Origin of the sequence: Chlamydia poikilotherma (genome assembly GCF_900239975.1) — a bacterium.
GTDB classification, from domain to species: domain Bacteria; phylum Chlamydiota; class Chlamydiia; order Chlamydiales; family Chlamydiaceae; genus Chlamydia; species Chlamydia poikilotherma.
Map to the genome: position 1 here is coordinate 248,722 of NZ_LS992154.1, position 21,825 is coordinate 270,546.

Below are 21,825 nucleotides of genomic sequence, written 5' to 3' on the forward strand. Positions count from 1 at the left end.
GGTTTTTCTCAATCTTCGTCTTTGCTTAATGCTTGTAAAGCTTCCTGTACGCTATTGAACATTTTAAAATATGAGAGGAATCCAGTAACGTATAGAGTTTGTTCTATCGTTTTAGGGACACAGGTAAGAACAATTTTTCCGGAATGTTTCCCTACTTGGTGGTAGCTTTGTAAAAGAACACGAATGCCAGCACTAGACATATAGTCTAAATTCGTACAATCAAGAACGATATTTTTGATTCCTGAAGATAGAGATTGTGAGATATTTTCTTGTACTTCCGGAGAAGAGATCCCGTCAAGTTTTCCTTGAAGATGTAAGACAGCAGTGGTTCCGTGCTCTTCTTTGTGGATGTTATTCATTATCGATGATGCTCCCAAACCTATGGTGATTTCTCAAGACCTAACTCTCGTAAATCTTTAGGTTTTTTGCAAAGAGATTTTTCTATTCTTTTGTTTCTCTGTATATTATAGGAGGTTACGAAGGAGATATCTTCTTTTTCCTTGGGGTGATTTTGAGTTTGCCTACACTACGTTCTGAGCAAGTGATAATTTCGATATCGAAGTTTTCATGATGAATTTTCATACCTTTTTGTGGGACAGCACCAACTTTATGAAATACATGTCCCCCTAGGGTATCATAGCTATTTTCATGATGGATTTTTAGATTAAAATATTCCTCAGCATCAGAGATATTCATACGCCCATCTACGATCCAAGAGTTTCCAACTTTTTTATAAGGAATATCTTCTTGAACGTCATACTCGTCAGCAATTTCACCAAAGATTTCTTCGATGATATCTTCCATACTGACGATCCCTTCGGTAACACCATATTCATTTACTATGATTGCTAAGTGGCGGTGTTTTTGACGGAATTCTTGAAGTAGTGAAGAAGCTTTTTTAATTTCCGGGGCATACAATGGAGGTTTAGCCACTGAAGAGACGGGTTGAGAAGAGTCTATAGATTTAGGGTACATGGCCAATAGATCTTTTACCAGGAGTACTCCGGTAATATTATCGATATTTTTCTTATATAGGGGAATACGACTATAGCCCTCTTCTATGATAGCTGCGAATGCATTGCGAATAGGTGTATCTTCTTGAATAGCAAAGATATCTACTTTAGGAATCATAATTTCTCTAACGATCAATTTATCAAAAGATGATACAGCTTCTGACAATTGACTTTCCATTTCTGAACTATGAATTTTAGAATTGTCTTCAATGTTATTGATGGAGCGTTGGAAGGGGAGGAAAAACGCTTGAAATAGAGAAGAAATAAAACATAGTGCGGAGCCAATGCCTCTATCGAGTTTTATGCAATAGGGAAGGAAACCGTAAGCTAATGGAGCTGCAAGGATATAAATTACCCAAAAGGTAAGAGATAAGCTTCTGGTTGAGAATGTATATTTAGAGTAAATAGTGACTCCTAAAATTCCGTATAAACTGAGTAATACAGAGGCTAGGAGAATAGGGGTATTTGACTGACAGTGTTGTCGATGCTGTTTATCATCTTCATCTTGTGTTTTGACAGATTTTTGTGTGAATGCCGTCGCAAACAGGAGAATGAGGATAGAAATTGCTAATAGGAAATCAAGCATTTTAATCCGATAAAAGCGCGTCTTTTTCTCTTAACATACATAGCGCTTGATTTTCTTTACCTCTCATTTTTTTTCTTTCTTCAGGAGTTAGATCATCATATCCAAGCATGTGAAGGAGAGAATGCACAACATAACGAGAAATCTCTTCATATAGAAGATCAGAATTTTCAGCGCGATCTTTCAAAAATCGTATAGCAGCTTTTGGACTAATGAAGGCTTCCCCAAGAATATGAGGTTGAGAGGTAGTTCCTGGAGAATCTATAGGTAGGGTAATAGTATCCGTTAGTGAAGGATCAGAGAATATTTCATCGTGAAGTTGTGCTAAGGCTTCGTCTTCTAAGAAATAAATGTATACTTGATCCGTCTGAATTTGCCAATGTTGTAGACAACAAAGGACTAACTTTCGCGCTGATTGTATCCGAATGGGAACATCACTTTGCTTGTTGGAAATACAAACTTCTATAGGAACTTCTTTCAAGATAAATCAGCGTAGATTTTTTATTTCATTACAGGAGTTTTAGGAAGGCCCGTAGCTTTTTTTGCTGTGGCATCATTCCAACGGCCTAGTTTACGCAAAACGTCTATTCGTTCAAAACGCTTAAGTACGTTTCTTTTAGTTTCCCCTTTAATGGATTTACCGTAACTACGATGTCGTGACATAACTGGTACTCTAGTAACTAACTAATTTGTGGAATAAAAATACTTTCACTGCTTACAACACTTTTACGTGCCTTGTAAGCGATTCTTGGAGCGGGTTTTGGATGAGTAATTGCATAAATAGGTTTACGCTTTTTTGGACTCACTGCTCTTCGACGAGCTTGTTTACTCATGCGTGTCATAAGATAACTCGATATTTAATTTTTTAATTCTCCAAAGTGATCGAGAGAAAGATCGGAGACTTATAATTAAGGAAAAGGATAATCAAAGGAACGTTTTTTTTCAATAGGATGACCCATTTATCACTCAGGATTTTGGCCTAAAGCCTCAGCAATTGGAGAACATGAGGTATTGGATTCGGAGGTAAGCACACCACAAGAGATGATATATTTGAAAGCATCTTCAATTTTCATGTCTAAGAAAGCAATATCAGATTTTTTAAAAAGAGTAAGAAAACCTGAAGTAGGGTTGGGTGTTGTAGGAATAAATACTGTAATCATAGGATCTTCGGGATCATCAGAGCAAATATTTGGTGCGTTCCCTGCGACGAGGCCAATACAACGTGTTTGTGCATTAGGAAAGGGAACCATAACCACTTGTTTGAATGATCCGGATTGAGATCCGAAGATTGTTGTCATGACTTGTTGAGCAGCCTTATAGACAGTTTTTATGATAGGGATTTTGTGAAGAACTTTATCGTAAATAGATAGCAAAGATTTGAAAATCATTAAACGTGCAAGAAATCCTAGAAGGACTGTAGCAAAGAATAATCCAAACAAGAGGATGATCTGCAAGACAAATTTCAGTAGAGCTTTGTGTTTGGAATAAAAGCTGATACGTTCGAAAAATCCTGAAACCAGGCCAACAAACGGCTGAGTAAGAAAATTCATTATCATTCCGACAATAGCAAGAGTAATTGCTAGGGGGAGAAGGATAACCAGGCCTGTAATAAAGTGTTTTTTCATAAATCACTACTGTTGAGTTAGAGGATTTCTAGTTTTAATTGAACTAAACATAGGAACAGAGTTTACGATATGACTCTATAATATTTTGTTAGATTTTCCTCACCATGTCAGTGGCTAGAATATTTATATTCCTTATGTTTAATTTTTTTTAGCAATTTTCAATGCTTTTTTCTCTAAAATTTTTTTAATTTTTTATGTTTAGTAAAAATCTCCAAGGAAGATCGCGGTACTCTTCGGCATAATCAATGCCTATGCGAGGTGTTTGTGTAATTATTCCTGAAACTTTTTCTTTGCTTATATGAAGATTTGGTGAGGTAAGAGAAAGAGTATTATATTCAAGGGTAAGATTGAGTGCTTGGCAAACTTTTCCTGGCCCATTGGCAAGCAGCTGTTTGGATTTATTTTTCCATTGACGTCTTTCGATCATAGTATCTTCTCCCTCGCGAGGAAGAATAGCTCGAATCAATACTGCATGCGGAAGATTTTGATCTCCGGTTACTACATTAAATAAAGAGTGTATGCCATAGCAACGATAGATATAAGCAATACCTCCACGGCTATACATAGGGCTATTTCTTTTTGTTTTCCTATAGTTATAAGCGTGGCAAGCTTTATCATCCGGTCCACGATATGCTTCTGTTTCTACGATAAATCCTGAAGTTGTTTTTCCTGAGAGTCTGGTTATGAGAATGTGTCCTAGTAATTCTTTTGCTAAATAAAGAACGTCATTGTTTAGAAAAAAACTTTCAGGAAGCATTATTCTGTTTTCCTTTTTCTTCTAGTTCTAGGTTTCCTTTCCGGATTAGATTGTTTTTCCCTACCTGTTTTTGGTGTTTTGGTTACCAAGGACCAGGTAATTGCCTGATTAAGGAGGTTCACTTCAGCAAGTTTTACCTCTATTATTGCCCCAGGACGCATTTTGCTTGGAAGATCATCGGGAGAAGTTTTCTTTTTCAAAGAGTATTCTCTAGGTAATTGCGCTGCTGGGATGCAACCTTCTTGGCAAAACTCTGGAACCGTGAAGGAAATCCCTTCAGGATTTGTTGTAATGATAAAGCCTTTATAAATTGTTTCGGGTTGTTCTTTTAGGAACTTGTCTAAGAAACGGGTCTTTTTAAGATTTTCAAAAGCAAATTCGGCTTTTGCAGCTATTCGTTCTTGTGTTGAGCATGCTCTTACGATGTGTTCTAGGCGAGTTTCTTCTATCGACATGGGATGAAATAAAAGTCTATGAACAACAAGATCAATGTAGCGACGGATAGGACTTGTAAAATGTGTATAGAAATCGAGTTTTAATCCGTAATGCCCCTTATTTTCTGTTGAATATGAGGCTGTTTTCATGCTCCTGACAAACTGTGAGTGTAGAATTGATTCTAAAGGATGCCCTGCAGAGCTTTCTTGTAGTAAATATTGGTAATCGGGTTCTTGAGCTGGAGTCATGATAATATCAAAACCCATAGCTTTTGCCATCTCTTGGAATGAGAGTAGATTCTCATCATTTGGAGATTCGTGGATTCTAAATGGTAGGGTGACTCCTTGATGGGAAATATGATAGGCAATCACTTCGTTGGCTTTAAGCATAAACTCTTCGATGAGTTTATGTGATAGAGTTTGTCGTGTTTCTATAAGAGCTACGGGTTCTTGAAGGTTATCTAGCGACATAGTAAATGAAGGCAGAACGAGACGGATACAACCACGTTTTTCTCGAATATCTGCGAATTTTTCGCTTAACTCTGCCATGGCGAGGAGAGTTTTTGATATAGGATGGGGCTGTTTATTTTCTACAATCTCATCTACTTCATCGTAGGTCATACGGTATTTACTGCGAATTACGCTACGGAATACTTCGTAATCAGATAAATGACCTTCCTTGGTAAAAGTCATAAATACAGATACTGCAAGCCTATCTACATTGGGTTTTAAGCTGCAAAGATTGTCAGAAAGTGCTGAAGGCAACATCGGGATTACTTTCCCAGGAAAGTAAATAGAGTTACATCTTCTACTTGCTTCTTGATCTAAAGCAGAATGTGGTGTCACATAGTGAGAAACATCTGCAATATGAACACCAAGAATATAATTGTCGTTGTTATCGTAAGTTAGCGATACGGCATCGTCGAAATCTTTTGCAGTTATCGAATCGATAGTAAAGCATAGGAGATCGCGAAGGTCTTTTCGTGATCGTAAGGCTTGACTAATATGTTTCTGTGAGAAATGGCTGGTTTCTTCAATAGCAGCTTCTGGAAAATCTTCTTCAATAGCATATTCTGCTTTTATACAGGGAAAGTCCGATTTGGCATTGGAGATATTTCCGATAAACTCGAGCATTTCCAATGGAGGAGGTTCTTTAGATTCGGGTTTTTCCTTCCATGCAGGGGTGCTTAGTAATAAACGATCTCCAAGTTTATAGGAACGTTTTGGGAGAAGTTTTGCTTTTACAGGGATACCTGGTCCTAAAGCGTTAACACAAACGAGAGCGGTTGTTGCATCAATTACTGAGGTTATAGTTCCTACGAGAACCGTCTTGCCTCTAGACACAACTTGGTGAATTACTCCTTTTCTTTTTTCCCCTTCTTTAGAATTTGGGAAAAGAGAGACAACTACATGGTCTCCGTCTAGAGCGCCTTTTAGGTCCCTTGCCGGGATAAAAATATCAAAGGGGTATTCTTCAGGATGGTCAGGAGTAACAAATCCAAAACCTTTTTTGGCATGAACAAATAGGACACCGGAAATTAAGATTTGCTTAGAGCTTCTTCTAAAGCCTTTAGGTCTTCTTTTTCTTATTTTTTTCACCAACTTTGCTCCATGTCTGAAATTATGATTTTCATGGGTTTACACCTAGCCTTTGTTGGATGTTTTTAATGCAAAGATATTTTTATGGATAGGGTTAAAAAGAAAATTCCCTATTTCTCTGCAGAGAAATAGGGAATAAAAGATAAGATTTTTAGGATATTAATCGTTAGGTTTATCTACGATTTCAACATCCGCCTCTTCAATATTATCGTTATTTGAACCTGAGGAAGCAGAATTTCCTGAAGGTGGTTTTGTACTGAAGCTATGTTTTTTCAAATCTTCTGTATTGATATTAGGACCGCCCTGAGCGTTAGCAGCTGAAGACGCAGCAGCAGATGCGGATTGAGACTGCATAGCTTCTCCAATCTTTTGCATATGACGGCTCAGTTCTTCGGAAGCTTCTTTGATTTTCTCAACAGGAGCATCTTCTTTAAGAGCTGTGCGTACTTTTTCTATACGTTCTTCGATTTCTTTGACTAAAGATTCAGGGATATTTTCTTTATAATCACTGATAGCTTTTTCAGCTCTGAAGATCATGCTGTCAGCTTCATTTCTTGCGTCGGAAGCTTCGCGGCGTTTTTTATCTTCCTCTTTATTTTTCTCAGCATCATTGATCATTCTTTGGATCTCATCTTCTTTTAATCCAGAGCTTGCTTCGATACGGATTTTTTGCTCACGACCGCTAGCAGCATCTTTTGCAGATACATGAAGAATCCCGTTAGCATCGATATCGAAAGCAACTTCGATTTGAGGATGCCCTCGAGGTGCTGGAGGGATATCTGTAAGGTCAAATCTTCCGATTTCTTTATTGTCTTTTGCCATAGGGCGTTCCCCTTGCAAGACAACAATAGTTACTGCAGGTTGGTTATCTGCAGCTGTTGAGAAAATTTGTTTTTTCTGCGTAGGGATTGTAGTATTTCTCTCTACGAGGGGGGTCATCACACCTCCGAGAGTTTCGATACCTAATGAAAGAGGAATCACGTCGAGAAGTAGGACGTCCTTTACTTCACCACCAAGAACACCCCCTTGAATAGCTGCTCCAATAGCAACAACTTCATCAGGATTTACGCCTTTATTTGGTTCTTTACCGAAAATGGATTTTACTACGTCCTGAACTGCGGGCATTCTTGACATGCCTCCAACGAGTAACACATCATCAATAGCGCTTGCGGAAAGTTTCGCATCTGCTAAAGCTTTTTGACATGGAGCTTTTGTGCGTTCAATTAAATTAGAAGCTAACTTTTCAAAATGAGCGCGTGTTAATGTTAGAGTTAGGTGTTTAGGCCCACTAGCGTCCATAGTGATAAATGGCTGATTAATCTCCGTGGAAGACATGCCTGAAAGTTCGATTTTTGCTTTTTCAGCGGCATCTTTGAGTCTTTGAAGAGCCATATTATCTTTGCTAAGATCAATGCCTTCTTGTTTTTGGAATTCTTCGATCATCCATTTAATAATAACTTCATCAAAGTCATCCCCTCCTAAATGGGTATCCCCATTTGTGGAAAGCACTTCAAATACGCCATCGCCAATCTCTAAGATGGAGATATCAAAAGTTCCTCCTCCAAGGTCAAAAACAGCAATTTTCTTATCACCAGCTTTATCAATTCCGTAGGCAAGAGCTGCTGCTGTTGGTTCAGGAATAATACGTTTGACATCTAAGCCTGCGATACGTCCAGCATCTTTTGTAGAAGCTCTTTGAGAATCGTTGAAATATGCTGGAACAGTAATCACAGCTTCTGTAACGGGTTCTCCAAGATATGCCTCAGCAGTCTCTTTCATCTTTATAAGAACTTGGGCACCTATTTCTTCAGGTGTGTATTGTTTTCCATCTACTAGAAAGACCACATCACCATTAGATCCTGAAGCCACTTTATATGGGACTGTTTTAATTTCAGATTCCACTTCAGAATGTTTTCTTCCGATGAAACGTTTTGTAGATGCTAAGGTTTTTTCAGGATTTGTGACAGCCTGTCTTTTGGCAGGAATTCCTACTAAAGTTTCATTTCCTTTGAATGCTACGATAGAAGGTGTTGTGCGTGTTCCTTCCGAAGAGGTAATGACTTTAGCTTGCCCACCTTCCATTACAGATACGCAGGAGTTGGTTGTTCCTAAGTCTATCCCTATAATTTTACTAGATTTTTTTTGTTCGCTCATGATTCTTACCTAATCTCTAGGGGGTTCATTTTATTTTTCTACTTCTTCTTTTCCTTGAGGTGCGGGTGCTTTCGCTACTTTGACTTTCGCAACGCGTATGGGACGATCTTCGATTTTATAGCCTTTAGAAAATTCTTCCACGATAGTACCCTCAGGGACTTTTGTAGTTTCTTCAGTTTCCACTGCCTCATGTAAAAATGGATTAAATTTTTGTCCTACTGAGGAGTATTCAATGATACCCTTCTCTTCAAAAACTTGTTTAAATTGTTGTAGGATCATATTGAATCCTAATGCCCAATTTTTCACTTCATCTGACATTTGTGACGCAAATCCTAAAGCTTTTTCCATGCTTTCTATAGGCACTAAAAAGTCTATGAGAGCATTTTCTACTGCATATTGCATCATTTCTTGGCGTTCTTTTTGCATGCGCTTGCGAGCATTTTCTGATTCCGCAAGGACCATTAAATATTTATCGTTTTTTTCTTTTAGCTCCGCTTTTAACGTAGCTACTTCTTGTTGGAGATCCTGAATCTCGTTATCGGGGGTAGGAACTGAAGGATTTTCTGCCTCATGTTCGTTAGAGGAATCTGTCATGACGTCTCCTTAGGGGGTAAGAGTTTTATAGAAGAGTATCTTGCCAGTAATGTAGGTTCTTTGGAGAGTTTAGGATCGGAAGGACAAGGTCTTCTGAAAGATAATTTAAACTTATAAAAACTTTGTGTCAGGCTTGCTTTGATTTTGTCTGCAAATATTGTAAGGGTTCTATAAACCTCCTTATAAGGAAGATTGATAGGGCCGAGTACACCAAAGGCTCCTAATGGAGTGCGATTCATGTAGTAAGGAGTCGTAATAACAGCACACTGTGGATTTGGAGTTCCAAAAATATCGGAAAGCTCATTACCTATAAATGCTGTGGGGCGGTCTCTGTGCATGCCAATATCTAAAAGTTTGCACATATGGCGTCGATTTTCAAAAAATGATAACCCTAAGGCTAGCATATCGGGATCTTTGAAAGACTCATATCTTAGGAGTTTTGATAATCCTGTTTGATATAAATCTTCTTCACTGAAATTACAATAACGGGTGAGATAACGTACTACGACTTCGTTATATAAAGCCATTCCCAGATCCTCTTCTTTTTGTGAAAGAATCTCGGTTGGAGGCTGCTTACGAACATAACTTTGAAGAAAGGTTTCGATACGTTTTAAAGAAGCTGGATTTGACGTTTCTGATAGCCATAGAGTGTCTGTAAATACCTGACCGAACTCTGTAGATAGAATGACAACAGCACGTTGTTCATCTACCAAGGAAAGTTGGATGTTGGTTACGGAGTCATTTTCAAATCGCGGAGAGGAGAAGCATGTAGGTAGTTGTAGAGCTTCTCCTAAGAGTTCTGATGCCTTTTGTAAATCTTTGACGATATTTTGGCTCTCTTCAGGCAATTGATTTAACAAATTTATTGTAGATTCGGGTAACTTGTCCTGTGAAAAGTCTGCGCAATGGTCTACATAATAACGAAAAGCTAAATCCGTAGGGATCCTTCCTCCGGAGATATGATTCTTTTTTAGAAATCCTTCTGCTTCTAATTCTGAGAAATAATTGCGAATAGTTGCCGTACTCAGATTGGAAGATTCATATTCTTTCAGAGTTTTTGATCCAACAGGCTGACCTGTTTTTAAATACAGCTCTGTTGTTGTTAAGAGTATGTAAAGAATCTTAGACTCTCGTTTTGAGATCCACGACCTGGACATGTCAGTTTTCCAATATAAGTAATCTGTTCGCTGGTGATTATTATAGGAAAACGATCTCCCGAGGTCAAGGTTATTTAGCACTCGATTCTAAAGAATGCTAATCTATCTCTAGGAAATCGAGGAGAAACTCCGGGGTTTTGGAAAATAATTCTCACACCAATTGAAAAAATCTTTTGGTTCTAAGGAAAACTTTTCTTTAGATCGAGATTCTATTTCAAGGATCCCAGAGCTTAGGAAAGTTTTACCGAGAATGAGTTTATATGGAATTCCAATAAGATCGCTATCCTTTAATTTAAATCCAAGTCTTTCATTGCGATCATCTAATAGGGGTGCATATCCGTAATTTTGGAGATCTTTATAGATTTTTTCAGCAGCTTCTTCAGATGCGGAATCGCCACCATTATAAAGAATAGAAATGTCAAAAGGAGCAATAGCTTTAGGCCAGACGATACCATGGTCATCGGCAAGCTGTTCTATACAAGCCGCTAAGGTTCTTCCGATGCCAATGCCATAGGTTCCCATCCAACAGGTTTGTTGTTCACCCTGTTCATTTTGGAATCCTACTTCGAAACATTCTGTATAGCGTGTGCCTAGATTAAAAATATGTGCAACTTCTACACCTTCAAAGATTTCATAAGGAGAGTTGCCGTTGGCTGGGCAAAGATCTCCCGCTTCAGCAAGAAGGAAATCTGCGTATTCAGGTCTAGGAATATCCCGGTCCCAATTTACATTTTTATAATGTTTATCTTTTGTGTTTCCTGCACAGACAAAGTTTGTCATACAGCGTGTAGTTTCATCGGCATAGAATTCGATAGGACAATTTAAAGGACCAATGAAGCCTTTTTCTGTACTCAGATGTTTTTGAATTTCTTCATCCGAAGCTAGAGTGCAATCGTCGGCATTAAGTTTAGAGCGTATTTTAGTCAGATTGAGCTGACGATCTCCTCGGATGCCTATAGCAGCAAACTTGTCTTTTTCTCCGTAGGAGAGCTTAACCACCAGAGTTTTAATGATTCTATGGGGAGGAAGGGAGAAAAAGTCCTGGAGATTTTCTATTGTTCGTATATCAGGTGTGACTACTTCTTCTATAGGGAGATGTTCTTTGTCATAAGTATATTGTTGAGGTTGTGAAACCGCAGCTTCAATATTTGCACCGTAAGCACCACTCACACAAATAGTATCTTCCCCTAGGGAACAGAGAACATGGAATTCTTCAGATTTTCCCTTGCCGATCTTCCCTCCATCCGCCTCTACAATAACATATTTGATTTCTAATTTATCGAAGATATTTTGATAGGCTTGTCTAAGCTTGCCGTATTGCTCGTTCATTTGTTCTGGAGAATCCGAGAATGTGTAGCTGTCCTCCATTAGAAATTCTCTAGCGCGCATCAATCCGAATCTTGGTCGGATTTCGTCTCGGAATTTTGTTGCAATTTGATACAGATGAATGGGTAGTTGTTTTCTTCCTGATAGCCATTGAGAGACAAACGTGGAAATGACTTCTTCATGAGTAGGAGCAAGACAGAGTTCCTTATCCTCTCTATCCGTTAGGGTATAGAGCAGACCTTCAGAGCGGAATGCTTCCCAACGGCCTGTTTTTTGCCAGAGTTCCGCAGGATGAAGAATAGGAAGCACAAGTTCTTGCCCTCCGATAGCGTTTAACTCCTCGCGAATGATATCCATCATTTTAAGAGCTACACGCCAAAATAATGGAGTATAGGTATAGATTCCTTTTGCCGTTTTGAAAATATACCCGGCTTTTTCCAGAAGCTCATAGGATAAAACGGTGGCTTCTTTATTTGCATTTTTAGAAGTTTTGTAAAAAAGCTGGGAAGTTTTCATAGGGTGGCAATCACAGATCTTTGATTTTTAACCGGCAGATACCGAAATAGACACTATTTTCTTTATCGAAATATAGAAGTCTTTACGAATTGACAAATCTTAACATAGCAGCTTTTCTTGATCAATTACTAGTATTAACTACAAATGATTGTTTTTTAGTTAATATTATTTACATTCCTCTTTTGTTTTTAAAAAATAAATATCTAATTAGATATAAATATAATTAGTTAAAAAGAAGATTTTTTTATTTTTATTTGGTAATCTTATGTCGTCAGTAAGTGGAAGTTCTGGTCAAAATCCTAATCCTATTCCACCAAAGGATCCAAACGCTCATTTGGATAATGTGGATAATAAGGACAACTCTTCTCAAGATCAAGGAGGCGCATCTGGTGGTGTTACTGAGACAGGATTAAGTGTTGAGGTTCTCTCTGCTGGAGAAGTAACGAATGTAGATCCTGTGGTTACTGGTATTCAAGATGTAGCCAATTCATCAATCGGTGTTGGAATGCCCCTTACTAGTTGTTCATCTCCATTATCAACCGAAGCTGCGGGGCTCACTGAAGAAATGGTGAGTGATCTTTATGAAATAGACGACGACTTTTTCAGTAATTTTAATTCAGACTCAGATATGTTATTTGATGGAGTCGAAGAATCTAAGGTTTTAATTGACGGCTTGAAAAAAAAGATCGGGGAGTTTCAGAAGACGAAACTTGGTGCTGCGGGACAATCATCTAAAAAATCTAATGAAGAGGGTACAGATCTTGAGGAACAATTTCTTGATTTGCGTCGTAGTCTGGCCTCATTAAATGGTTGTGTGAATTCACTAGAAAGTAGAGCAGGGCGGCTAGTGTCTGCTTTAGGGGACACGCATCATGAGATAATGGATCTGTCTATCGAGGATTTAAGGGGTGCTTTTGGAGACCGATCTGAGGAAATTATTTCAACCCTAGAACACTTTGGATTGCGTTTGGGTGAGGGAGGTTGGAAAATTGACTCTAAGGGTGCTATTCCTAAAATATCTCAAGAGGTTCAGGATGTACGTCTTCTTTTAGAAGGGATACATTTTCCTACAGAGGAAGAGTTCATTCGATTAGCTACAGAATCAACCGAAGAGGCTTCTTGTTGTCAAGCTCTTATCAATAAGCTAAAGACGTTATGGAATACCTTAATACAGATGTTTCACACTCTGTATGATAAAATGCTACTTTTCTTATTTTGGATAGCGAAAAAGATTCGCAGCAAACTACAATTTCCTTCCGTAGATAAGAGTAAGAAAGATCCTAGATTTGAAAATCCTTTCGCTTCTACATTAGGAACTATTTCGGAGCATCACAATGCAGCTTCGGTAAGAACTTCAGTTTCTGGAAGAGGAGATTTATCTGATGAGGATGCGATACGTCGTCCTGAAGAAAGCACTATAGAAACTCAAGATGTTGATAATCAAGATTCGGAAGGGCAGAGGGGTGATAAGGATGATTCTTAAGATTAAATAAGTAGAGAAAGCTTCTTGCGATCCGTTTGAGTGTTGTCTTTTTTGAAATGCTCTAGTATGTTCACTCTTGTTACTACGGATTGTTTAGGACTCCTTTATTTATGAATATCAAAAGAAAACGCTCATTACCAGTGTGTTTGGGAATGATATTTCTGCTAATTACGGGCTGTTGTCCCTTTGCAGATAAAAATACTTCCTGTTCTCCTAAAAAGTATCTCCCTATTGTAAGTCATCTTTTAGAACTTTGTGATTTACCTGAGGTAGAAACACCTGAGGAATTAGTAGAGGTAACAAAGCCTTTATTATTAACTCGGGAGCAGCGCATGGCCGCTGATTTTGGTTCCTTACCAATAAAGGATGATCATGCTTTTTATAATGATCTTTCTTTATTGAGAATGACGCAGGTAGTTCCTGCTTATGCAGCTACTTATGGTGCTGCAGTAGTTTTTGGTGGTACAGTTGCAGCCATTCGTCAGCGTTTGGACTTTCTTATTCGTGAATGGAATCGTGGTGTACGTTTCAAAAAGATTATTTTCTTATCTGGAAGAAGAGAGCGTTATGCCAAGGTTGAAAACCCTGATCAATTTTATGACAATCGTCATAACCCATTTCCCATAGAAGAAAATTGGAATCCTGGGGAGCATAAACTTCCTTCTTCAGAAGACGAAATCGCGAGGTTTGTCTGGATGCAGATGGTAGTTCCTACTACGTGGAGAGATGCTTCGGGTGGTGTTGAAGTGGAATTTCTAGTTGCTGAACCTGAAGAAGGTCAAAAGTATGGAACGCGTCATGATACATTAAAGATTCTTCGTGCGTATCATGGAGATGGTTCTGAGCGTATTTTATTTGTAAGTAGCCAACCTTTTATCCATTTAGATCGTTCTCGTGTAACAAAGCATTTTGATAAGGAAAAGTATGACATTTCTGGCCCGGGATTTGCACAAGGAATTCTAAAACAGGATTGGGCTTCTAGCGTATGTTTACATTCTTTAGCCGCATGGGTAAGTGAAACCGAGGGTTATCTTACAATATCTCAGGAGTAATCCTTGAATGAGGCATACTGGATTTTGGAGGTGAAGGTTACTCCAAAATCTAAAGAAAATAAAATCGTTGGATTTGAAGGTGAAGTATTGAAGCTACGTGTCACCGAAGCTCCAGAAAAAGGAAAGGCTAACGAAGCAGTGATTGCTTTGTTAGCCAAAGCTTTATCCCTCCCCAAACGTGACGTTACGTTGATTTCAGGAGAGACCTCTAGAAAAAAACGCATCTTACTACCTAAAGCTACGCAATCTATAATCTCTAGTTGGCGAGAATGTGGATTTTAAGCTGGGCTACAAGTCTTCTCACCTTCAGGTTTATCACTTTTTACAGCAGCCTTCTTATCTCTATTTTCTTTAAAGATAATAGAACGGAATTGCTTGCGTTCGGCTCTGTTTATTTTTAAGCCTAGACGACGGATAACATCTTCATTAAATGTTGTTGTTTGCGGTAGAGGTTCGGCAATGATTTTTCGTAATCCTTCGATATCTTGATGTCTATTGAGTAAATGATAGACCATTTGTGCTGCTTGTTTCCCAGATTTTTTAAAATCAACACCGCAGGCAACACAGGCTCCTTCGGCTACTAAAGAGAAATCATCGGTAATTACAGGGATTTTTTCTTTAAGGATATCTTCGATAAATGTTGTTCTCTGTTTATGAGCTAAGGAGGAAAAAGGAATAAAAATTGCTGAAGGGCGTTTATCTATGGCCTGTTGAATACGTGTTTTAAAATTTGCAGGTGTTACAGTAATTTCTGTAACGGCGATGCCTGAAGCATGGAGTTTTTTCTCAATTTCTTTTTGTAATGCTGATGGGAAGGGTTCAGCAGGTTTTATATAGATTAAAGATTCAGCATTTGTTCTTACTGCTTGTATAGCAAAACAACATTGATTGATATCTAGAGTATCATTAACACCGTAGATATTTGTTTGTTTTTTAGGAAAAACTAATGTTTCTCCTTCAGGTACGGCGGCGTAGATAATGGGTTTTTTCGTTTCGATTTGGCTCATAATTTTTGTTGCTATAGAGCCTAGAGTGACAATAGCTACAACATCTTGATCGCTATGCAATGTGCGAGCGAGTTTCCTTGCTTTAACAACGCTATCTTCAGCATTCACAACGAGAACTTCTGGAGAATTTTCTAATGTTTTTAAAACATCTATACAGCTTTGACTACAATCTTCGAGTATGGAGTGGGAAAAAGATAAGAACACAGCGACCTTAGGAGATCCTTGTTCTGGATTTGGTGATGAGATAACTACAGAAATAAAAGAACAAATAATAGAGAGAAAGAAAGTATACTGAGCAATTTTACGAAGAATCATAGTGACAACACCGTTCTATCATATACAGATGTTAGCGTTAACCGTTGGCAAGCGACAACAATATTTTCTGTTTTCCCTAAGGAAGAAAAACGAACATAACCTTTTCCGCACGAGCCAAATCCTTTGCCAGGAGTGATGGCAATATGATACTGGCGTAAGAAAAAGTCAAAAAAATCTTCGTCAGGGATGCTATCAGGGACTTCAACCCAAAGATAGGGAGCATGCTCACCACCGTATACAGAAAATTCGGCTTTTTGTAGAGCTTCACGCAAAAGTGAACTATTATGGCGATACTGCGCAATAGTTTTTAAATTTGGAAATAAAGAAACTCCGGTAATTGCGGCTTCTTGAACAGGTAAAGAAGCTCCATTAAATGTTGTATATAGGAAACGTTCCCAATCGCGAATTATAGGAAGACCGTCGCTGTATTGAAGATCTTTAGGAACCACATTCCATCCTAAACGTACTCCTGCAAATCCTAAAGATTTAGAGAAAGAGTTAATTTCTACAGCACATGAGCGTGCTTCAGGAATCTCAAAGATGCTTTTTGGTAGGGAAGGGTCAGAAATAAATGCGCTGTAGACAGCGTCAAATAAAATTATACTTCCATTAGAGTTTGCGTAGGTAATAAGTGCTTTTAGCTGCTCTTTAGTTAATACGGTGCCTGTAGGGTTATTGGGAGAACATAGACAGAAAATATCTATTACTTCCTCTTGGGGAATCACAGGAAAGAAATTAGTTTCTTTTGTACAGGGAAGTTTAACGATCTTTTTAACCCCTGCAAGGATTGCTGCATCAATATAAGCGGGATAAGCGGGATCTTGAATTGCTATGGTTTTTCCTGGACCGAATAAGGAGAGTAGACGGAAAATATCCATTTTTGCTCCGTCTGAGATAAAAATTTCTTCAGGAGAAATTTTCCCGTTATAGAAAACTTCAGAGAGTTTTTCTCTTAAAGTAGGTAGGCCTAACTCGGGACCATAACCGCGATAGGTTTTAGGATTTCCTAATTTCTGTACAGATTTTGTAAAGGTATCGATAACTGCTATGTGCAGGGGTTGGGTAGTATCTCCTATAGATAGGTCTATAATAGAGATGTGGGGATATTCTTCGCGAAAAGCGCGGATTTTTTGACGAATACCGGAGAAAAGATAATTGGTTTCTAATTTTGAAAAGTTATTGTTTCTTCGCATTGCGCTTTTTTCGTTATCTGTGGCGTATGACAGACATCTTAAAAAAGGCCCTGCTTTTTTCATATACCTTTCTGTTTTTTTCTAAAGCAAACGCTTTTCGTTAACTAAGACTCACTAATTAAACGTAAGACGTTTTTATTGATAAATGGTTAAGAATTCTTAATTTTATTATAAATGTATTATTTTTAGAGTTTTTAATCAGGATTTATTTTTAAAATAAGTTTTATAACTTAATTAAAATATAAAAAGATTATTTTTAGGTTTAATTATGAATCCAATTAACCCTTACGGAAGTTCTACTGCGGGACCATCTCGTTTTCCTGAAGATAGTAAAGGAGATCCTCTTCAAGGCGTAGGGGGTGCCTCAAGGTTCACAAGAAGAGGTGCTATTCGTGGAAAAAAAGATGTGCGAGGTGTTTCGGGATATCTCGAATCTAGAGTAGGCAGAAAGGGTGGGAAGAAAGCTCATGCAGCTGCTGCTAAGATGTTGGGATTGGGTCGAAAAATCAAAGAAACCGGGGAAAAAACAGGAGCTGCCCTAGGGGGTGCCGCAGGTGGATTGGGAAAAAGAGTAGCTGCTACTGTGAAGCAGGTAAAAGAAAAAATTGGCGGTAAGAAGGGGGGGAGCACTCCGGAACAAATAGAAATGAAAAATCTTGCTAAAGAAGGAAAAGCTAAGGTTGGGAAACTGGTTTCCGGAGGTAAAAGAAACTCAGATAAGTATAAGCCCGATTCTTTGGGTCGTAAACCTTTCAAGATCCCTAGAGCTGCAGTCTCAACTGGAAAAGGTGGTCCTTCTAAAGCTGAGGGAACAAGGAGATCCGCACGTTTACAACAAAAGGAAAAAACAACTGGTAAAAATGATGAGGGGTATAAGTTTAGCCCGGATTTAACCAAAGTGCTACCTGAAAAGTTTATATTCCCCAAAGCCAAAGTTTCCGATGGAGATGGTTCTAAAGCTGAGGGAACAAGGAGATCCGCACGTATAGCGGGGAAGAGAGATAAGGGAATTCTTAAACAATCTGGAGGACCTAAAACAGGTGGTAAAGGTGGGATTCGTTGGGCAGATCAGGAAGGCAAGCCTCTTGAACAGTAGATTCTGACGTTTGATTAGATTTTCGTTTTATAGAAAAAGCTGCGGCTTAAAAATATTGGGGTGCGGCTTTTTTTATATAAAAATCCCACCCAGCTAACTTGAGTAACTGGATGGGAAAGGGAAAGTTTTCTTTTTTTTTCGTGATGCTAAATTTACATTTAGAATCACAAGCTTAGGAGTGATAGAGGGGTCACAGACGGGCTTTTTCTGTGATTTAAGTATTCCAAACTCGTTCTTTTCCTTATAAATATTCTTCTATTTTTGTCGTGCTGTTTTTTAACTTTAATTAATTTTTCTTTGTTAAAAGAACTATTTTTGTGTTTATCTTCTTCATAATAGAAGTTTTAGCTGTCAAAATGTGCAGATTTTGTTCCTTTTATCTTATTTTTTCTTGTTCTTATCGAGTCTTTGGTTATTAGTTACATATTCCTTTCAGGATATTTTTGAGATCGATTTGATAAGATAGATTTTTGTGAATCCACGTTCGATTGTTGCTAAATAAATCAGCTCTTTCTATAGATTGTGGATACCATGGGAAGACTGTTACATTATAGCTGCTGTTTATGTAGCGTAGTATTTATTTGCTATTTTTCATCTTGTTTAACTGTTGCGGCTCAAGAAGCTGGACGTTGTCCTGATTGTGAGAGTTTTAGAAAGGCTGTTACTCGCTCAGATCAGTTACCCGAAAATATCCAAGAATCTGAAAATGGCTGTTATCTTACGGGGTATGTACAAGCTCTCGTGGATATGCATTTTTTAGATAGTTGTACTCAGGTAGTTGTTGAAGATAACGTTGCTTATGTATTTTCCCTTCCTGTGGATACAGTCCTTTCCAATGCGATTGTAGATTTCATCAAAGATTTGCCATGCATTACTGCTGTAGAGATTTGTGATAGCTCTTATCAAGAATGTCGTAATCGCTATAGAGAAGGTTGTCCTATATTGCCAAAGCAGAAAGCTTTAGGGACGGAGATTGTCTGTGGTAAAGAAGGCGTGTGGTTACCGCAAAATACCATACTTTTTGCTCCGTTAATTGCTGATCCTCGTCAGGTAACAAATAGTGCTGGGATTCGTTTTAATGAGAAGGTCATAGGGAATCGCGTAGGTTCTGCTATTTTTGGTGGGGATTTTATTCTCCTACGTCTTTTCGATATTTCTCGATTCCATGGAGATTTAGATATTGGTCTTCAAGGTGGTGTCTTTTCTGTTTTCGATTTAGATCATCCTGATTCGTGCATGGTAAACTCTGACTTTTTCGTCGCGGGTCTACTAGGATTTGCTGTAGATAAATGGAGTTTCCGTTTGCGCCTTTGGCATCTCTCTTCACATTTGGGAGATGAGTTTCTTTTGACTCATCCAAATTTCCCAAGATTTAATCTTAGTGATGAGGGAATCGATTTCTTTGCTTCTTTACGCTATAACGCGCAAATACGTCTCTACGGAGGTTTAGGTTATATCATCAGCCGAGATCTGACGTTTCCTGAGCGCCCTTTATATATAGAGGCGGGAGTAGAATTACGTCCTTTTGGATTGCGAGAAGGAAATTTACATGCGCAGCCTATTTTCGCTATGCACTTTCGCTTTTGGGAAGAGCAGCATTTTGGCATAGATCAAACCTATATCCTAGGTATGGAATGGTCGAAATTTCGTGATGTAGGTAGAAAAATCCGTGCCTTTGTTGAGTACCACCAGGGATTTTCTAAAGAAGGCCAATTTGTGCGAGAGCCGTGTAATTACTACGGCTTTCGCTTAACCTACGGTTTCTAAGTTATACCTCTATGAATCCATCAGGATAAGGAGGATATTCCGGTCCTATAGGTAATGTATTATTGAGATATCTTTTGAAAATTTCGATCCCTGCTTGGGGAGTGGAAATACAAAATACACAATTGCTTACCCATTCTGAACCACGATTTGTTCCTGCCTTGCAATTACTTTGATATGCTGGGGTAACCTTTTCTTTCCAATAGGAAGCAGGACCAATTAAGAATATAGGAACAGGAGGTTTCTTCCCTGTTTTTATACTGATAAGTTCAAGAGAGAGTTCAAAATCTGTTCCCATACCTCCAGTAACAAATAGAGCGAGATCTACATGGAAGTGTTCTTGACGTTGAATTAAAGAGGAGAGTCGGTAGGTCATTTTTGCTTGCGTGTAGGGATTCGCAGCTTGGTGTGCTCCTTTAGATTGCTCGAAATCTACAGTATTACCACAAGAGAGAAGATTTAGTTCCGTAGCGACTTCATTCCCTATCGCCATAGCTCCTGGGCCACCTCCTGTGATAATTGCTAAGGGATTGTTGGGAGGGAATCCAGGAATAGGCAGATCTTGGGTAAGATCATGAAGTCCTTTTAACAATGCGCAAAGATCTTCTTTATAACCTTCTGAAACAATACAAGAGCCGTGAATGCCAATAAAGTAGGCAGAACGAAATTCTTGAACACGTTGAGTAGGAACAAACATTCCTGAGTCTTTCCCACGACGTTTTACATATTGTAAAACGCGTTTGGAGACTTTATCTACCCAAAACGTAGAAATTCCTGCAAAGTATAAGTCCATAAGTAATGAACGGTCGTGTTCAGAGAAATATTCTCCATAGCTATAGGAGGGTATTTGGAAATAGATTTGCTTTAGGTAATAGTTTACGTGGTAAGAAAGTAACATGCCTTTGAGACAGGCAGAAGGAAAGTATCTAGAGAAAAGTACTCCCTGGCTTGTGATATGTCCTGTTTCCATAGCTTGAAGGAAAGGAAAGCAGGGCTGTTCTTCTATGTATTCTTGAAGATTTGTAGGGTAGGGTTCTGTTTTGTCATACAAGGATTTTGCGGAACCGACTAACCAGGAATTTTGTGATAACTCTGAAATCTCACTACCTTTAGAAATAAAGGTTGCAGCTTTTTCTTGGGTGCCTGGTGTGGTTTCAAAAATGTCAAAAATACATCGTTCAGATTCTAAAGAGGATTTTAGTAGATCACGATAACAAAAAAAAGAGTGTTCTTTATAGGGTTCAATGGTGAAAAATTCTAAAGGAATTGTTTCGATAGGGACTGAACTTGTTCCATAAAACTCGTAAATATCCCCGGACTCTTGTGTCGTGGGTTCTAAAATATTTGCTGCAGTATGTTTTATTCCTTCAGGAAGAAGGGAGTCTACAACTCGAGCAAATACTGTACGAATATGTAAAGGTTCGGTTTTTATAAGTAATATACGGTCACGGAGAGGCAGTTTTTCACGCTCTACTTTATGTTGGTATAGAGAAAGGAAGTTTCTTACTCTCATGTTGGGCTGACCTAATGCTTTTCCTATTAGAGGAAGTAGGCCATAAATTTTATGATCGTAGTGAATCACGCCAGGAAGAGTGGGAAGAGAGACTACAAGACGATCATCGATAACATCTAAAGAAATTAGATGTTCTAATTTTTTACCAAAACATAACAAGGGCATGCCTGACTTATCTGTATGCTTCAGCATTCTCTCTAAGTATTTTGGAGAACGTACTAATCTACGATCATCAGAAGCAAATAATTTTGCAATGTAGTCACCGGGTTCTAATAGAGTGAGCATAACGGAGGCTACAGGATCATGACTGCTAATTTGTAGTAATAGACGGGCTCGGGAGCATTCTTTGCTGAGCTCAGCTTCTGTAATCTTTGCATCTACACCTAACTGTGCGAGTGAGCTTTTTAGATTGAGATGTAAGCAGTGCTTAGGTAAATGAAAACCCAAGAAGTACTCGGGGATATTTAGTATTTCTATTTCTCCTTCATAGATATTGGGTGAAAGCATGCGCAAAGGAGAGGTTAGATACCCATCAGGAGAAGTTGCATCATGGTTCCTGTGGAATAAATTATACATGTGTCCTCCAAAAATCGGGTTTTCTAAATCGAAGGTTTTGTTTTAGATGAAAAAGCTTTTTAAGAAAA

At 38.4% G+C, this 21,825-nt stretch carries 20 protein-coding genes; 5 read left to right on the plus strand and 15 right to left on the minus strand.

Annotated elements, in window-relative coordinates; translation table 11 throughout:
- Nucleotides 1–8: 8 nt before the first annotated feature.
- The 12 genes from C10C_RS01220 to C10C_RS01275 form a co-directional block, all read right to left on the minus strand.
- Nucleotides 9–359, minus strand: coding sequence for an anti-sigma factor antagonist (locus tag C10C_RS01220; protein WP_117273919.1), 351 nt, complete (start codon nucleotides 357–359; stop codon nucleotides 9–11).
- A gap of 115 nt (nucleotides 360–474) precedes the next feature.
- Nucleotides 475–1,599, minus strand: a complete 1,125-nt coding sequence (locus C10C_RS01225) for a hemolysin family protein (RefSeq protein ID WP_117273921.1) — start codon at nucleotides 1,597–1,599, stop codon at nucleotides 475–477.
- 1 nt (nucleotide 1,600) lies between these two features.
- Complete coding sequence (gene ybeY / locus C10C_RS01230) at nucleotides 1,601–2,077, minus strand: rRNA maturation RNase YbeY (protein WP_117273923.1); 477 nt, start codon at nucleotides 2,075–2,077, stop codon at nucleotides 1,601–1,603.
- A gap of 20 nt (nucleotides 2,078–2,097) precedes the next feature.
- On the minus strand, nucleotides 2,098–2,259 hold the full coding sequence (locus C10C_RS01235; protein ID WP_117273925.1) for a small basic protein: 162 nt from the start codon (nucleotides 2,257–2,259) through the stop codon (nucleotides 2,098–2,100).
- Nucleotides 2,260–2,276: 17 nt separating this feature from the next.
- A complete protein-coding gene (locus tag C10C_RS01240; RefSeq protein ID WP_117273926.1) occupies nucleotides 2,277–2,438 on the minus strand; it encodes a hypothetical protein in 162 nt (53 codons plus the stop codon).
- Nucleotides 2,439–2,558: 120 nt separating this feature from the next.
- The gene (locus tag C10C_RS01245; protein ID WP_117273928.1) at nucleotides 2,559–3,221 is read right to left on the minus strand and encodes a DUF502 domain-containing protein; all 663 of its coding nucleotides are present in this window, start codon (nucleotides 3,219–3,221) and stop codon (nucleotides 2,559–2,561) included.
- 184 nt (nucleotides 3,222–3,405) lie between these two features.
- On the minus strand, nucleotides 3,406–3,978 hold the full coding sequence (locus C10C_RS01250) for a DNA-3-methyladenine glycosylase (protein WP_117273929.1): 573 nt from the start codon (nucleotides 3,976–3,978) through the stop codon (nucleotides 3,406–3,408).
- A complete protein-coding gene (locus tag C10C_RS01255; protein WP_420808135.1) occupies nucleotides 3,978–6,002 on the minus strand; it encodes a ribonuclease R family protein in 2,025 nt (674 codons plus the stop codon). The genes C10C_RS01250 and C10C_RS01255 overlap by 1 nt, the downstream gene beginning before the upstream one ends.
- A gap of 168 nt (nucleotides 6,003–6,170) precedes the next feature.
- Nucleotides 6,171–8,165 (minus strand): molecular chaperone DnaK, encoded by a 1,995-nt coding sequence (dnaK, locus tag C10C_RS01260; protein WP_117273933.1) that lies wholly within the window; start codon nucleotides 8,163–8,165, stop codon nucleotides 6,171–6,173.
- A gap of 30 nt (nucleotides 8,166–8,195) precedes the next feature.
- The gene (locus tag C10C_RS01265) at nucleotides 8,196–8,759 is read right to left on the minus strand and encodes a nucleotide exchange factor GrpE (RefSeq protein ID WP_117273934.1); all 564 of its coding nucleotides are present in this window, start codon (nucleotides 8,757–8,759) and stop codon (nucleotides 8,196–8,198) included.
- On the minus strand, nucleotides 8,756–9,916 hold the full coding sequence (hrcA, locus tag C10C_RS01270; RefSeq protein ID WP_117273936.1) for a heat-inducible transcriptional repressor HrcA: 1,161 nt from the start codon (nucleotides 9,914–9,916) through the stop codon (nucleotides 8,756–8,758). Before hrcA ends, C10C_RS01265 begins: the two co-directional genes overlap by 4 nt.
- Before the next feature lie 108 nt (nucleotides 9,917–10,024).
- On the minus strand, nucleotides 10,025–11,758 hold the full coding sequence (locus C10C_RS01275; RefSeq protein ID WP_117273938.1) for a proline--tRNA ligase: 1,734 nt from the start codon (nucleotides 11,756–11,758) through the stop codon (nucleotides 10,025–10,027).
- A 265-nt stretch (nucleotides 11,759–12,023) separates the two neighbouring features.
- Between C10C_RS01275 and C10C_RS01280 the strand changes: the two genes are divergently transcribed.
- The 3 genes from C10C_RS01280 (at nucleotide 12,024) to C10C_RS01290 (ending at nucleotide 14,575) form a co-directional block, all read left to right on the plus strand.
- Nucleotides 12,024–13,241 (plus strand): CT392 family protein, encoded by a 1,218-nt coding sequence (locus tag C10C_RS01280; protein WP_117273939.1) that lies wholly within the window; start codon nucleotides 12,024–12,026, stop codon nucleotides 13,239–13,241.
- Nucleotides 13,242–13,351: 110 nt separating this feature from the next.
- Entirely contained in the window at nucleotides 13,352–14,293 is a 942-nt protein-coding gene (locus C10C_RS01285; RefSeq protein ID WP_117273941.1) for a hypothetical protein, read from the plus strand.
- Between the two features lie 3 nt (nucleotides 14,294–14,296).
- Nucleotides 14,297–14,575 carry a DUF167 domain-containing protein gene (locus C10C_RS01290; RefSeq protein ID WP_117273943.1) on the plus strand — a complete coding sequence of 93 codons (279 nt, stop codon included), beginning with the start codon at nucleotides 14,297–14,299 and terminating at the stop codon, nucleotides 14,573–14,575.
- On the opposite strand, the gene C10C_RS01295 is transcribed toward C10C_RS01290, so the two are convergent.
- A complete protein-coding gene (locus tag C10C_RS01295; protein ID WP_117273944.1) occupies nucleotides 14,572–15,615 on the minus strand; it encodes an ABC transporter substrate-binding protein in 1,044 nt (347 codons plus the stop codon). The two genes, C10C_RS01290 and C10C_RS01295, sit on opposite strands and share 4 nt — an antisense overlap.
- A complete protein-coding gene (locus C10C_RS01300; RefSeq protein WP_117273945.1) occupies nucleotides 15,612–16,808 on the minus strand; it encodes an LL-diaminopimelate aminotransferase in 1,197 nt (398 codons plus the stop codon). Before C10C_RS01300 ends, C10C_RS01295 begins: the two co-directional genes overlap by 4 nt.
- A gap of 268 nt (nucleotides 16,809–17,076) precedes the next feature.
- On the opposite strand from C10C_RS01300, the gene C10C_RS01305 reads away from it, so the two are divergent.
- Nucleotides 17,077–17,904: a hypothetical protein gene (locus tag C10C_RS01305; RefSeq protein WP_117273946.1), complete on the plus strand. Its 828-nt coding sequence runs from the start codon at nucleotides 17,077–17,079 to the stop codon at nucleotides 17,902–17,904.
- A gap of 531 nt (nucleotides 17,905–18,435) precedes the next feature.
- A complete protein-coding gene (locus C10C_RS01310; RefSeq protein ID WP_174222218.1) occupies nucleotides 18,436–19,671 on the plus strand; it encodes a DUF1207 domain-containing protein in 1,236 nt (411 codons plus the stop codon).
- Between the two features lies 1 nt (nucleotide 19,672).
- Here C10C_RS01310 and C10C_RS01315 read toward each other — a convergent pair whose 3' ends face one another.
- Complete coding sequence (locus tag C10C_RS01315; protein WP_117273955.1) at nucleotides 19,673–21,757, minus strand: LOG family protein; 2,085 nt, start codon at nucleotides 21,755–21,757, stop codon at nucleotides 19,673–19,675.
- Nucleotides 21,758–21,825: the final 68 nt, after the last annotated feature.